12 protein-coding genes and 1 pseudogene are annotated in these 13,143 nt (G+C 58.8%); 10 read left to right on the top strand and 3 right to left on the bottom strand.

Translation table 11 applies throughout. The features are described from left to right. The first annotated feature begins 46 nt into the window (after nucleotides 1-46). The 5 genes from ACA048_RS28095 to ACA048_RS28075 are packed head-to-tail and all read left to right on the top strand — an operon-like array spanning nucleotide 47 to nucleotide 4,057. Nucleotides 47-1,042, top strand: coding sequence for a sulfonate ABC transporter substrate-binding protein (locus ACA048_RS28095; protein ID WP_497627166.1), 996 nt, complete (start codon nucleotides 47-49; stop codon nucleotides 1,040-1,042). A gap of 25 nt (nucleotides 1,043-1,067) precedes the next feature. Continuing rightward, on the top strand, nucleotides 1,068-2,216 hold the full coding sequence (ssuD, locus tag ACA048_RS28090) for an FMNH2-dependent alkanesulfonate monooxygenase (protein WP_497627165.1): 1,149 nt from the start codon (nucleotides 1,068-1,070) through the stop codon (nucleotides 2,214-2,216). An 8-nt stretch (nucleotides 2,217-2,224) separates the two neighbouring features. Further along, nucleotides 2,225-3,007: an aliphatic sulfonate ABC transporter permease SsuC gene (gene ssuC, locus ACA048_RS28085; protein WP_497627164.1), complete on the top strand. Its 783-nt coding sequence runs from the start codon at nucleotides 2,225-2,227 to the stop codon at nucleotides 3,005-3,007. Next, on the top strand, nucleotides 3,004-3,810 hold the full coding sequence (gene ssuB, locus ACA048_RS28080; RefSeq protein WP_497627163.1) for an aliphatic sulfonates ABC transporter ATP-binding protein: 807 nt from the start codon (nucleotides 3,004-3,006) through the stop codon (nucleotides 3,808-3,810). The genes ssuC and ssuB overlap by 4 nt, the downstream gene beginning before the upstream one ends. Nucleotides 3,811-3,841: 31 nt before the next feature. Beyond that, nucleotides 3,842-4,057 carry a TOBE domain-containing protein gene (locus tag ACA048_RS28075; protein ID WP_003229256.1) on the top strand — a complete coding sequence of 72 codons (216 nt, stop codon included), beginning with the start codon at nucleotides 3,842-3,844 and terminating at the stop codon, nucleotides 4,055-4,057. Nucleotides 4,058-4,113: 56 nt separating this feature from the next. Here the strand turns inward: ACA048_RS28075 and ACA048_RS28070 are convergent, their stop codons facing one another. The 3 genes from ACA048_RS28070 to ACA048_RS28060 form a co-directional block, all read right to left on the bottom strand. After that, complete coding sequence (locus ACA048_RS28070; protein WP_497627162.1) at nucleotides 4,114-4,878, bottom strand: hypothetical protein; 765 nt, start codon at nucleotides 4,876-4,878, stop codon at nucleotides 4,114-4,116. 15 nt (nucleotides 4,879-4,893) lie between these two features. Next, nucleotides 4,894-5,526 carry a TetR/AcrR family transcriptional regulator gene (locus ACA048_RS28065; protein ID WP_497627160.1) on the bottom strand — a complete coding sequence of 211 codons (633 nt, stop codon included), beginning with the start codon at nucleotides 5,524-5,526 and terminating at the stop codon, nucleotides 4,894-4,896. A gap of 130 nt (nucleotides 5,527-5,656) precedes the next feature. Beyond that, nucleotides 5,657-7,033, bottom strand: coding sequence for a glutamine synthetase family protein (locus tag ACA048_RS28060; protein WP_214379630.1), 1,377 nt, complete (start codon nucleotides 7,031-7,033; stop codon nucleotides 5,657-5,659). Between the two features lie 278 nt (nucleotides 7,034-7,311). Between ACA048_RS28060 and ACA048_RS28055 the strand changes: the two are divergent. The 5 genes and pseudogenes from ACA048_RS28055 to ACA048_RS28035 form a co-directional block, all read left to right on the top strand. Next, a pseudogene (locus ACA048_RS28055) lies at nucleotides 7,312-7,557 on the top strand (gamma-glutamyl-gamma-aminobutyrate hydrolase family protein); the annotation flags it as partial. 146 nt (nucleotides 7,558-7,703) lie between these two features. Then, complete coding sequence (locus ACA048_RS28050) at nucleotides 7,704-9,062, top strand: glutamine synthetase family protein (protein ID WP_497627159.1); 1,359 nt, start codon at nucleotides 7,704-7,706, stop codon at nucleotides 9,060-9,062. Nucleotides 9,063-9,121: 59 nt separating this feature from the next. Then, the gene (locus ACA048_RS28045; protein ID WP_497627158.1) at nucleotides 9,122-10,486 is read left to right on the top strand and encodes an aspartate aminotransferase family protein; all 1,365 of its coding nucleotides are present in this window, start codon (nucleotides 9,122-9,124) and stop codon (nucleotides 10,484-10,486) included. Between the two features lie 181 nt (nucleotides 10,487-10,667). Further along, nucleotides 10,668-11,765 (top strand): polyamine ABC transporter substrate-binding protein, encoded by a 1,098-nt coding sequence (locus tag ACA048_RS28040; protein WP_497629939.1) that lies wholly within the window; start codon nucleotides 10,668-10,670, stop codon nucleotides 11,763-11,765. 236 nt (nucleotides 11,766-12,001) lie between these two features. Beyond that, nucleotides 12,002-13,099 carry a polyamine ABC transporter substrate-binding protein gene (locus tag ACA048_RS28035; RefSeq protein ID WP_497627157.1) on the top strand — a complete coding sequence of 366 codons (1,098 nt, stop codon included), beginning with the start codon at nucleotides 12,002-12,004 and terminating at the stop codon, nucleotides 13,097-13,099. Nucleotides 13,100-13,143: the final 44 nt, after the last annotated feature.

Below are 13,143 nucleotides of genomic sequence, written 5' to 3'. Positions count from 1 at the left end.
CGGCCAAGCAGGTGCAGCCAAAACCTCACTGCAAAAGGAGAGCGCTATGCGCACTGTCATTTTGCGTCGTGGTCTGGTCGCTCTGTTTGTTGCGGCTGTGTCCTTCGGCGCCATTACTCAAGCTCAAGCGCTTTCTACCCAGGAAGGCGTGTTGCGAATCGGTTATCAGAAATACGGCACGCTGGTGCTGCTCAAAGCCAAAGGCACGCTGGAAAAACGCCTCGCCGCCCAAGGCGTGGACGTGCAATGGACTGAATTTCCCGGTGGCCCACAACTGCTTGAAGGCCTGAACGTCGGCTCCATCGACTTCGGTGTTACCGGCGAAACCCCGCCGGTATTCGCCCAGGCTGCCGGCGCCGATCTGCTCTACGTCGCCTACGAACCGCCAGCGCCGCACAGCGAAGCGATCCTGGTGCCGAAGGATTCGCCGATCAAATCGGTGAAAGACCTCAAGGGCAAGAAAGTCGTGCTCAATAAAGGCTCCAACGTTCACTACCTGTTGGTGCGTGCGCTGGAAGACGCCGGCCTCAAATACACCGATATCCAGACCGTATTCCTGCCGCCGGCCGATGCCCGCGCCGCGTTTGAACGTGGCAGCGTTGACGCCTGGGTGATCTGGGACCCGTACCAGGCTGCCGCCGAAAAACAACTGCAAGCGCACACCCTGCGCGATGGCCAGGGCATCGTCGACAACCATCAGTTCTACCTCGCGACTAAACCTTACGCTCAGAAAAATCCTGAGGTGATCAAGACCCTCGTCGAAGAAGTGCGCGCGGTCGGTGAATGGTCCAAGGCCAATCCTGAAGACGTGACTCAACAGGTGTCGCCACTGCTCGGGCTGCCGGCAGACATCACCCTGACCTCGGTCAAACGCCAGGGCTACGGCGCGCTGTTCCTCACGCCTGAAGTGGTCGCCGCGCAACAGAAAATCGCCGACAGCTTCTATCAGCTCAAGTTGATTCCGAAACAACTGAGCATCAAAGACGTGATCTGGACGCCACCGGCAGCCGTTGCCCAAAGCTCAGTAACCAAAGCGCAGTAACTCGATTCCCCAAGGAGACCACTCCATGAGCCTCAATATCTTCTGGTTCCTGCCTACCCACGGCGACGGCCATTACCTTGGCACCGCCGAAGGCGCTCGCGCCGTTGATCACGGTTATCTGCAACAAGTCGCGCAAGCGGCGGATCGCTTGGGTTTTGGCGGGGTGCTGATTCCTACCGGCCGCTCCTGCGAAGACTCGTGGCTGGTGGCCGCGTCGCTGATCCCGGTGACCCAACGTTTGAAATTTCTTGTCGCCCTGCGCCCCGGGATCATTTCCCCGACGGTGGCTGCGCGTCAGGCAGCGACCCTGGATCGTCTGTCCGGCGGTCGTGCGTTGTTCAACCTGGTCACCGGTGGTGATCCGGAAGAACTGGCCGGCGATGGTTTGTTCCTCAGCCACGAAGAGCGCTATCAGGCCTCGGTGGAGTTCACCCGCATCTGGCGTCGCGTGCTGGAAGGCGAAACCGTTGATTACGACGGCCAGCACATCAGCGTGAAAGGGGCGAAGTTGCTCTATCCGCCGATCCAGCAACCGCGTCCGCCGCTGTACTTCGGTGGCTCGTCGGAAGCGGCGCAAGACCTCGCGGCAGAGCAAGTGGAAATGGTCCTGACTTGGGGCGAGCCGCCGGCCGCCGTGGCCGAAAAGATCGAGCAAGTGCGTGCCAAAGCGGCGAAGCTCGGTCGCACTGTGCGCTTCGGTATTCGTCTGCATGTGATCGTTCGCGAGACCAACGCCGAAGCCTGGCAAGCAGCCGATAAATTGATCTCCCATCTGGACGACGACACCATCGCCCGCGCTCAGGCCTCTCTGGCGCGCTTCGATTCCGTCGGTCAGCAGCGCATGGCCGCACTGCATGGCGGCAGCCGTGACAACCTGGAAGTCAGCCCCAACCTGTGGGCCGGTGTCGGTCTGGTGCGTGGCGGTGCAGGTACTGCATTGGTTGGCGACGGTCCGACCGTGGCGGCTCGCGTGAAGGAATACGCGGATTTGGGTATCGACACCTTCATCTTCTCCGGTTATCCACACCTTGAAGAGTCGTACCGCGTGGCCGAATTGCTGTTCCCGCACCTCGACATTGAGCGTCCCGAGTTGCCGAAAAGCGCGGGTTACGTCAGCCCGTTTGGTGAGATGGTCGCCAACGACATTCTTCCCAAAGCCGTGTCCCAGAGCTGAGGCGCGCCATGAAGAAAATTATCCACAGCCTCGCGCCCTGGGCGTTGCCGGTGTTGTTGCTGGCGGTGTGGCAGTTGTCGGTGTCGGCGGGCTGGTTGTCGACACGGATTCTGCCGGCACCTATCGCGGTGATCGAAGCTGGCGTCAGTCTGGTGCGCAGCGGCGAAATCTGGACGCATCTGGCGATCAGCGGCTGGCGCGCCGGGCTGGGCTTCACCATCGGAGGCAGCATCGGCTTGGTGCTGGGCTTCATCACCGGTCTGTCGAAATGGGGCGAACGCCTGCTCGACAGTTCGGTGCAGATGATCCGCAACGTGCCGCACCTGGCGCTGATTCCCCTGGTGATTTTGTGGTTCGGCATCGACGAGTCGGCAAAGATTTTTTTGGTGGCGTTGGGCACGTTGTTCCCGATCTACCTCAACACGTATCACGGTATCCGTAACGTCGATCCGGCATTGGTGGAGATGGCGCGCAGTTATGGCTTGTCCGGTTTCAGTCTGTTTCGCCAGGTGGTCCTGCCGGGCGCGCTGCCTTCGATTCTGGTCGGCGTGCGCTTCGCACTGGGCTTCATGTGGCTGACGCTGATCGTCGCGGAAACCATCTCCGCCAGTTCCGGCATCGGTTATCTGGCGATGAACGCCCGGGAGTTTTTGCAGACCGACGTGGTGGTGCTGGCGATTCTTCTGTACGCGGTACTCGGAAAACTGGCCGACCTCGCGGCCCGTGGGCTTGAGCGCGTATGGCTGCGCTGGCACCCGGCTTATCAGGTTGTCAAAGGAGGTGTGGCATGACGGCTCAACAACCTCCACACCTGCTGCGCGGGATTCCGCTGGTGGTGCGCAAACTGCAAAAAACCTTTGGCTCTCGGCAAGTGCTGCGCGAGATCGACCTGCACATTCCGGCGGGGCAATTTGTCGCCGTGGTCGGTCGTAGCGGATGCGGCAAAAGTACCTTGTTGCGCCTGCTGGCCGGGCTCGACCAACCCACGGGCGGTGTATTGCTCGCCGGTGCCGCGCCGCTGAGTGATGCGCGAGAAGACACGCGTTTGATGTTTCAGGAAGCGCGTTTGCTGCCCTGGAAAAAGGTCATCGACAACGTCGGCCTCGGGCTCAAGGGCAACTGGCGGCCGCAAGCACTGGAAGCGCTGGAGTCCGTCGGCCTGGCCGATCGCGCCAACGAATGGCCTGCCGCCTTGTCCGGTGGACAGAAACAGCGTGTGGCCCTGGCGCGCGCGCTGATCCATCAACCGCGTTTGCTGTTGCTCGACGAACCGCTGGGCGCACTGGATGCCCTGACCCGAATTGAAATGCAGCAACTGATCGAACGGCTTTGGCGCAAGCATGGTTTCACCGTGTTGCTGGTGACCCACGACGTCAGTGAAGCGGTGGCAATTGCCGATCGGGTGATCCTGATCGAAGAGGGCGAAGTCGGCCTCGACCTGCTCGTGGAACTGCCGCGCCCTCGGCTTCGCGGCTCGCATCGGCTGGCGGCGCTGGAAACCCAAGTGCTCAATCGAGTGCTCGAACTGCCCGGCGGACCGCCGGAACCGGAACCCGTTTCACCCTTGCCCACGCAGTTGCGTTGGGCTCATTAACCAGACTTTTTCAACGACAGGAATCAACATCATGACGATCAAAGCCATCAACGTTCGCAACCAATTCAAAGGCTCCATCAAGGAAATCGTACTGGGTGACGTGCTGTCGGAAATCGACGTGCAAACCGCGTCCGGCATCGTCACTTCGGTGATCACTACCCGCTCGGTGAAAGAGCTGGAACTGGTGGTCGGCAGTGAAGTGATTGCGTTTGTGAAATCCACTGAAGTATCGATCGCCAAGCTGTAAGGGCGTGGACACGCAACAACCCCGAAGGGTGTGAGCCCTTCGGGGTTTTTTCTATGTCAGGGCTCGGGTGCGCAGCGCCAACCTGCGAGGGGGGCGTAGAGGCCGAGTGAGGACAGTAAGCGCCGCTCGCTGAAAAGCTCGCGGGCGTTTGGGTCAATGTCGGCGGGCAACAATGGTTGGCCGATCTGCAGGGGCAGCGTGGAGTAGTCGATCTGCCACGGGGTTTGTCCGCCGTGGTGACGGCCAAAGGACAGTTCGCAGGCGAGCCGTTCCTGCGCAGTTGCTGCCTCCAGCTGTTCGCGTAAATGACCACCTGGTGCCAGTGCGACTACCCGGCTGGCGGCGAACAGAAAGTAGTCGCCGGCCAGCACCAGACAGGCCGCACGCGCTGGATCATCGGCCGCCTGCAACCACTGACCGCGACAGGTGCCGTGAGAGTCGGGCAGTCGCTCCCAGATCTCATAATAGTCATCGTCCAGGGCGGTTTCGATCAGGCGTTCGCTGGTTTCAAACTGCATGCACCCGATGTCTTCCTCGGTGCTGCCAGGCTGGTAGTCGAGTCGGCGATGCCACTGGCATATGTCACCCTCGACTTGGGTCACGCCAGCGAAGCCTTTTTGTTCGCTCAAGGTCAGCAGATCAGCGTGATCGAGTTGCTCCAGAGGCAACGCCGGGAGTTTGGCTGGCGGGATGCGCAGGTCGGCAAACAGGCGCGGGGTCTGAAGCCAGTACACCGCCGTTTCACTGTCGCTGCGTCCGGACTGGAATTTGATCAGGCGTCGTTTCCACACGCCAAGGTAGCTTTCTGGAACGTGCGCCATGAACACCTCGTTGCGTTATGCGTCGCGCTTGGACAAGTACGGTGGCAGGTACAGGCCCAGATACGCATCAAACACGCGCATCCCTTCTTCGGCCATGCGGGGGGTGATCTGCCCATGCTGCTGCACCGAGCGCGCATAAACGCGGTCGCCGAGCTCCATGGCCAGCGCAAACACATCGACGTCGGTGGGCAATTTCGGTAATTCGAAATGGTGGTCGAACAGCTTGTGCATCAGGTCGCCCAGTTCAATGTCGTGCTGGCGGTCGGCCTGGGTGACTTCGGTCAGGCCATGCTGGGCCAGGATCAATTGGCGGGCGGCGGCGTCTTCGCTGTAGATCGCCAGCATGCGCTGTTCCACCAGGCGTGACAGGTCACGCCAACCGCTGAGGGCGCCATGATCGATGGGCGCTTGCAGGCAGGCGCGGAACGCGGCGTGAACGTCGGCCGTCAGCGCTTCAAGCAGCGCCGGGACGCTGGCGAAAAAGTGGTAGACGGAGGAGGGCGGAATCTCCGCGCGCTCGGCGACGCTGTAAATCGACAGACTGGCCACGCCCTCGGCGGCCAGCAGCGTGCGGGCGGCATCGAGTATCGAATCGATCCGCGCCTGGCTGCGGGCGCGTGGTTTGCGTGGGGTGGCGAGTCGGGTCATTGAAGTCTCCTGCGGGGCAGCGGGCATTGTACGCAGAGCAGGCAGATGTTCCATATCGCCTGTGGCGAGGGGGCATAAAAAAACGCCGTCAGCCTTATCAGCCGACGGCGTTTTTTTTTACTGCAACCGCTTACACGGTATGCAGGTACCAGTTGTACTCAAGGTCGGAGATGGAGTGTTCGAACTCCTCCAGCTCGCTTTCCTTACAGGCCACGAAGATATCGATGTACTTCGGATCGATGTACTTGGCCATGACTTCGCTGTCGTCCAGCTCGCGCAATGCATCGCGCAGGTTGTTCGGCAGGCTTTGCTCGTTCTGCTCGTAGGAGTTGCCTTCTACGGGGGCGCCCGGCTCGATTTTGTTGGTCAGGCCGTGATGCACGCCTGCCAGGACCGAAGCCATCAGCAGGTACGGGTTGGCATCGGCGCCGGCAACACGGTGTTCGATGCGCACGGCATCGGAGGAACCGGTCGGAACGCGGATCGCCACGGTGCGGTTATCCAGGCCCCAGCATGGCGAGTTCGGCACGTAGAACTGTGCGCCGAAACGACGGTAGGAGTTGACGTTCGGGCAGAGGAAAGCCATCTGCGCCGGTAGGGTCTCGAGCACACCGCCGATCGCGTGACGCAGTGCGGCGTTCTGCTCGGGATCCTCACTGGCAAAAATGTTTTTGCCATCTTTATCAAGAATCGAGATGTGGACGTGCAGACCGTTGCCCGCCTGGCCCGGGTAAGGCTTGGCCATGAAGGTGGTGTCCATTTCATGGTCGTAGGCGATGTTCTTGATCAGGCGCTTGAGCAGGACCGCGTAGTCGCAGGCCTTGATCGGGTCGGCCACGTGGTGCAGGTTGACTTCGAACTGCGCCGGGGCACTTTCCTTGACGATCGCATCGGCCGGGATGCCTTGCTCTTTCGCACCTTCCAGAATGTCCTGGAGGCAGTCGACGTATTCGTCGAGGTCGTCGATCAGGTAGACCTGTGTCGAATGCGGGCGTTTGCCGGACACCGGCGAGCGTGGCGGTTGCGGACGGCCGTTCACGTTCTCCTGGTCGATCAGGTAGAACTCCAGTTCGAACGCGGCACAGATGGTCAGGCCCATGTCGTCGAACTTGCGAACCACATTGGCCAGCACTTCCCGAGGGTCGGCGAAGAACGGCTGGCCTTCGAGTTCGTGCATGGTCATCAACAGTTGCGCGGTAGGGCGCTTCTGCCAAGGCTCGTTGCACAGGGTGTCAGGGATTGGATAGCAGATTCGGTCAGCATCACCGATGTCCAGGCCCAGGCCGGTGCTTTCCACCGTCGAGCCATTGATATCCAGAGCAAATAGAGAGGCCGGCAGGTTGATGCCTTTCTCGTAAACCTTGTGGAGGCTGGTGCGTTCAATGCGCTTGCCGCGCACCACACCATTCATATCCGCAATCAGAAGGTCAACGTACAGAACCTCAGGATGTTCCTTAAGGAACGCGTTCGCTTCGTTAAGCTGAACGGCACGCGGGGGTACCGACATGATGCAACACCTTTGTTGTTAAAAATATCAATCATTGATCTCTTCGGATTCCAGTCAACCCGAACGGCATGCCGAAGTCAAGCGAGGCCTTTTTTGCCCTGAAAAAGCGCTCGTAAGGCTTTTTTGAGGCACTTTGGGGCATTTTTATGCCTTTGAACGCTTTTGCTGCCGCGGGCTTGAGCGGGGCGTGTTGTATTTTTTACGGGGGTGTTGTGTAAAAAAATGAACAAGGCTAAGCTCGATTCAAACCCATAACACCAATAATACCGGGGTGCTTCATGTCTCGCCTGCCGTTAATCGGCGTCGCCGACTGCTCTAAGCAGATCGGTCTGCATGCTTATCACATCAGTGGCGACACCTACGTCCGCGCAATGGCCTCAGCGCCTGCGGACCTGACGGTAATCCTGTCATACATGACGGATCGACTGTCTCCGTCCGATATTCTGGACGGCTTTGATGGCACCCCCATTACGGTTACTCCATTCAATATAGAACCGATTCACAATAGCGGCCCGACTATCGCTTGTGATGCTGCACGCCCGACGTTTGCCGCACCGTGCGGAAAAAATCACGATAGCCTGTCAAAGACACCCGTTTCAACGCGACGCCGATGCGTCAACCATTGCCTGACGCAAGCAAGCGGCAGGAAACTCAAAGCCTAGAGGCATTTATGAGTAACAACCTCGACCAGCTCACCGATTGGTTGAAAGACCACAAGATCACAGAAGTCGAATGCATGATCGCCGACTTGACCGGGATTACCCGTGGCAAGATCTCGCCGACCAACAAGTTCATTGCTGAAAAAGGCATGCGTCTGCCCGAAAGCGTTCTGTTGCAAACCGTGACCGGCGACTATGTCGAAGACGACATCTATTACGAACTGCTCGACCCGGCCGATATCGACATGATCTGCCGCCCCGACCAGAACGCCGTATTCCTCGTGCCGTGGGCCATCGAGCCGACCGCCCAGGTGATCCACGACACCTACGACAAGCAAGGCAACCCGATCGAACTGTCGCCGCGCAACGTGCTCAAGAAGGTTCTCAAGCTCTATTCCGACCGCGGCTGGCAACCCATCGTGGCGCCGGAAATGGAGTTCTACCTGACCAAGCGCAGTGACGACCCCGACTACCCGCTGCAACCGCCGATTGGCCGTTCCGGGCGTCCGGAAATCGGTCGTCAGTCGTTCTCGATCGAAGCGGCGAACGAATTCGACCCGCTGTTCGAAGACGTCTACGACTGGTGCGAACTGCAGGAGCTGGACCTCGATACGTTGATCCACGAGGACGGCACGGCGCAGATGGAAATCAACTTCCGTCACGGCGACGCCTTGTCCCTGGCCGACCAGATCCTGGTGTTCAAACGCACCATGCGCGAGGCCGCGCTCAAGCACAACGTGGCGGCGACGTTCATGGCCAAGCCCATGACCGGCGAGCCGGGCAGTGCGATGCACTTGCACCAGAGCATCATCGACATCGAGACCGGCAAGAACGTCTTCTCCAATGAAGACGGGACCATGAGCCAACTGTTCCTGCACCACATCGGTGGCTTGCAGAAACTGATCCCCGAGCTGTTGCCGCTGTTCGCCCCGAACGTGAACTCGTTCCGCCGCTTCCTGCCGGACACCTCGGCACCGGTGAACGTGGAGTGGGGCGAAGAGAACCGCACCGTGGGCCTGCGGGTTCCGGATGCCGGGCCGCAAAACCGTCGAGTGGAAAACCGCCTGCCGGGCGCCGACGCCAATCCGTACCTGGCGATTGCCGCGAGCTTGCTCTGCGGTTACATCGGCATGGTCGAAGGCCTCAACCCGAGCGCACCGGTGGTGGGCCGTGGCTATGAACGCCGCAACCTGCGCCTGCCACTGACCATCGAGGACGCGCTGGAACGCATGGAAAACAGCGCGACCGTCGAGAAATACCTGGGCAAAAAATTCATCACTGGCTACGTCGCGGTCAAGCGGGCCGAGCATGAAAACTTCAAGCGCGTGATCAGTTCATGGGAGCGGGAATTCCTGCTCTTCGCCGTCTGATACGCCGGGCGCCGTCGTTGTCGGGCGGCGCTTTCACCTGATTTTTTTTGGAGATTGGTATGACCAGCAACAATCCGCAAACCCGTGAATGGCAAACCCTGAGCAATGATCACCACCTGGCCCCGTTCAGCGATTTCAAGCAGCTGAAAGAGAAAGGCCCGCGGATCATCACGAACGCCAAGGGCGTCTACCTGTGGGACAGCGAAGGCAACAAGATCCTCGACGGCATGGCCGGCCTGTGGTGCGTAGCGATCGGTTACGGTCGTGATGAACTGGCCGATGCCGCCAGCAAGCAAATGCGCGAACTGCCTTACTACAACCTGTTCTTCCAGACCGCTCACCCGCCGGTACTGGAACTGGCCAAGGCCATTGCCGACATCGCGCCAGAAGGCATGAACCATGTGTTCTTCACCGGTTCGGGCTCGGAAGGCAACGACACCATGCTGCGTATGGTTCGTCACTACTGGGCGATCAAGGGCCAGCCGAAGAAAAAAGTCATCATCAGCCGCAAGAACGGTTATCACGGTTCCACCGTGGCCGGCGCGAGCCTGGGTGGCATGACGTACATGCACGAACAAGGCGACTTGCCGATTCCGGGCATCGTCCACATCGCGCAGCCGTACTGGTTCACCGAAGGCGGTGACATGACGCCAGAAGAGTTCGGCGTCTGGGCGGCCAATCAGCTGGAAGAGAAGATTCTGGAAGTCGGCGTGGACAACGTCGGTGCCTTTATTGCCGAGCCGATCCAGGGTGCCGGCGGCGTGATCATTCCGCCAGACACCTACTGGCCGCGCATCAAGGAAATCCTCGCCAAGTACGACATCCTGTTCGTCGCGGACGAAGTGATTTGTGGTTTTGGCCGCACCGGTGAGTGGTTCGGTACCGATTACTACGACCTCAAGCCCGACATGATGACCATCGCCAAAGGCCTGACCTCCGGCTACATCCCTATGGGTGGGCTGATCGTGCGTGACGAAGTGGTCGCGGTGCTGAACGAAGGGGGCGATTTCAACCACGGTTTCACGTACTCCGGTCACCCGGTGGCCGCTGCGGTGGCGCTGGAAAACATCCGCATCCTGCGCGAAGAAAAAATTATCGAACGCGTACATGCAGAAACGGCACCCTATTTGCAAAAGCGTCTGCGGGAACTGAACGATCACCCGTTGGTGGGGGAAGTGCGCGGGGTCGGTCTGTTGGGGGCCATTGAACTGGTTCAGGACAAAGCCACGCGCAAACGTTACGAAGGCAAGGGCGTCGGCATGATCTGCCGTCAGTTCTGCTTCGACAACGGCCTGATCATGCGCGCCGTGGGCGACACCATGATCATTGCTCCGCCACTGGTGATTACACCGGCTGAAATCGATGAGTTGGTGGCCAAGGCACGCAAGTGTCTGGACCTGACCCTGAGTGCGTTGCAGGGCTAAGTGCTAGGCTCTGAGCGGGTGTGACGTTACATTTCGCTCAGAGCAAACAAAGGAGGGGTCTTTCCTTGAAAGCCTGCCTTGGATCTTGCCAGACTACCGGTTGTTTCAGATGCCCAGTAAAGGTCGCTGAGCACGTGGTTAAAAAGAAAAAATTGGAGCATTACCGATGAAGGCATTAGGTATGAAGATAGCTGGCAAGACCCTTCTCGCCATGTCCCTGATGGGCGTGATGGCGGGTGCAGTTCAGGCGGACGACAAGGTTCTTCACGTGTACAACTGGTCCGATTACATCGCACCGGACACCGTCAAGAAGTTCGAAGACGAGTCGGGCATCAAAGTGGTCTACGACGTCTTCGACAGCAACGAAACCCTCGAAGCCAAATTGCTGGCGGGCAAGTCCGGTTACGACATCGTCGTACCGTCGAACAACTTCCTGGCCAAGCAAATCAAGGCTGGCGTTTACCAGAAGCTGGACAAGTCCAAGCTGCCTAACTGGAAAAACCTGAACCCTGACCTGCTCAAAGCGGTATCGGTGAGTGACCCGGGCAACGAACATGCCTTCCCGTATATGTGGGGTTCGATCGGTATCGGTTTCAACGCCGAGAAGGTCAAGGCTGCACTGGGTGCCGACGCCCCGACCAATTCCTGGGATCTGATCTTCAAACCTGAAAACGCTGCCAAGTTGAAGTCGTGCGGTATCAGCTTGCTGGACTCGCCAACCGAGATGATTCCGGTGGCGTTGCACTACCTGGGCCTGCCGACCGACAGCCAGAAGAAAGAAGACATCGACAAGGCTGAAGCGCTGATCATGAAGGTCCGTCCTTCGATCGCTTACTTCCACTCGTCCAAGTACATCTCTGACCTGGCCAACGGCAACATCTGCGTAGCCGTGGGTTATTCGGGTGACATTTACCAGGCAAAATCCCGCGCGGCTGAAGCCGGTGACAAAGTGAAAGTCAGTTACAACATTCCGAAAGAAGGTGCGGGCAGCTTCTACGACATGGTCGCCATGCCTAAAGATGCCGAAAACGTCGAAGGCGCCTACAAGTTCATGAACTTCCTGATGCAACCGGAAATCATGGCCGAAATCACCAACGCCGTGCGTTTCCCGAACGGTAACGCGGCTGCCACACCGTTGGTTGATAAAGACATCACCAGCGATCCGGGCATCTACCCGCCAGTGGAAGTGTTGGGCCAGCTGTACGCGATTGCCGACTTGCCGGCCGCGACCCAGCGGCTCCTGACTCGCAGCTGGACCAAGATCAAGTCCGGTAAGTAAGTAAAACCCTGTAGCAGCTGCCGAAGGCTGCGTTGAGGTCCGAAGGACCTCCGCTTTTTCAACAGCACAACTGCTTCGCAGTTGAACGCAGCCTGCGGCAGCTGCTACAGATTTTCATAAAGTTTGCTGGAACGGTTTTTCGAGGGTAAGTTGCGCGCCGGTTTTGTTGCCGGGCAGCCATGGCTGTCATGTAACGCGGGGCAACTTGGGCCCCACTCATTTTAGAGGACCTCCACTTGCCTATTTTTTCTTTGTTTCGCAATGCCGTGTTGATTGGCGCCGGGCTGACGCTTGCCGTTAGTGTTCAGGCCGCCGGCACTGTGCATATTTATAACTGGTCGGATTACATCGGTCCGACCACCCTGGCGGACTTCCAGAAAGAGACCGGCATCAAGCCGGTTTATGACGTTTTCGATTCCAACGAAACCCTGGAAGGCAAGTTACTGGCCGGGCGTACCGGTTACGACGTGGTCGTGCCGTCCAACCACTTCCTCGGCAAGCAGATCAAGGCGGGCGCTTTCCAAAAGCTCGACAAGTCGAAGCTGACTAACTATTCCAACCTTGATCCGGTGCTGCTCAAGCGTCTGGAGCAAAACGATCCGGGTAATCTTTACGCTGTTCCCTACCTGTGGGGCACTAACGGCATCGGTTACAACGTCGAAAAAATCAAGGCGGTACTGGGTGTCGACAAGATCGACTCCTGGGATGTGGTGTTCGAGCCGGAAAACATCAAGAAACTGCACAGCTGCGGCGTAGCGTTCCTCGACTCCGCCGATGAAATGATGCCGACGGTCCTCAACTACATGGGCCTGAACGCCAACAGCACTAACCCCGAAGATTACAAAAAGGCTGAAGCCAAGTTGCTGGCGGTGCGGCCTTACGTGACGTACTTCCATTCGTCCAAGTACATCGCCGACCTGGCCAACGGCGACATCTGCATCGCCATCGGTTTCTCCGGTGACATGTTCCAGGCCAAGGCCCGGGCGGAAGAGGCCGGCAAAGGCGTAAACATTGCCTACACCATTCCCAAAGAGGGTGGGGCGCTGTGGTTCGACATGCTGGCGATTCCCAAGGATTCGGCCAACGTCAAAGAGGCCCACGCCTTCATCAACTATTTGTTGAAACCCGAGGTGATCGCACAAGTCAGTGATTCTGTTGGCTATGCGAACCCCAACCCCGGCTCGGACAAACTGATGGAACAGTCCATTCGCACCGACGAAGCGGTTTATCCACCGCAAGCAGTCCTCGACAAGACCTACGTGTCGGTCGAGTTACCACCGAACATTCAACGTTTGATGACCCGCAGCTGGACCAAGGTCAAGACGGGTAAATAGCTTCAAGGCTCAAACTATCCAAGGTTGGCTCACCTTGAGCGAAC

The organism is Pseudomonas sp. LBUM1659, assembly GCF_059716045.1.
Note: the sequence above shows the minus strand (reverse complement) of the source record. Positions and strands in the feature narration are given on the sequence as shown.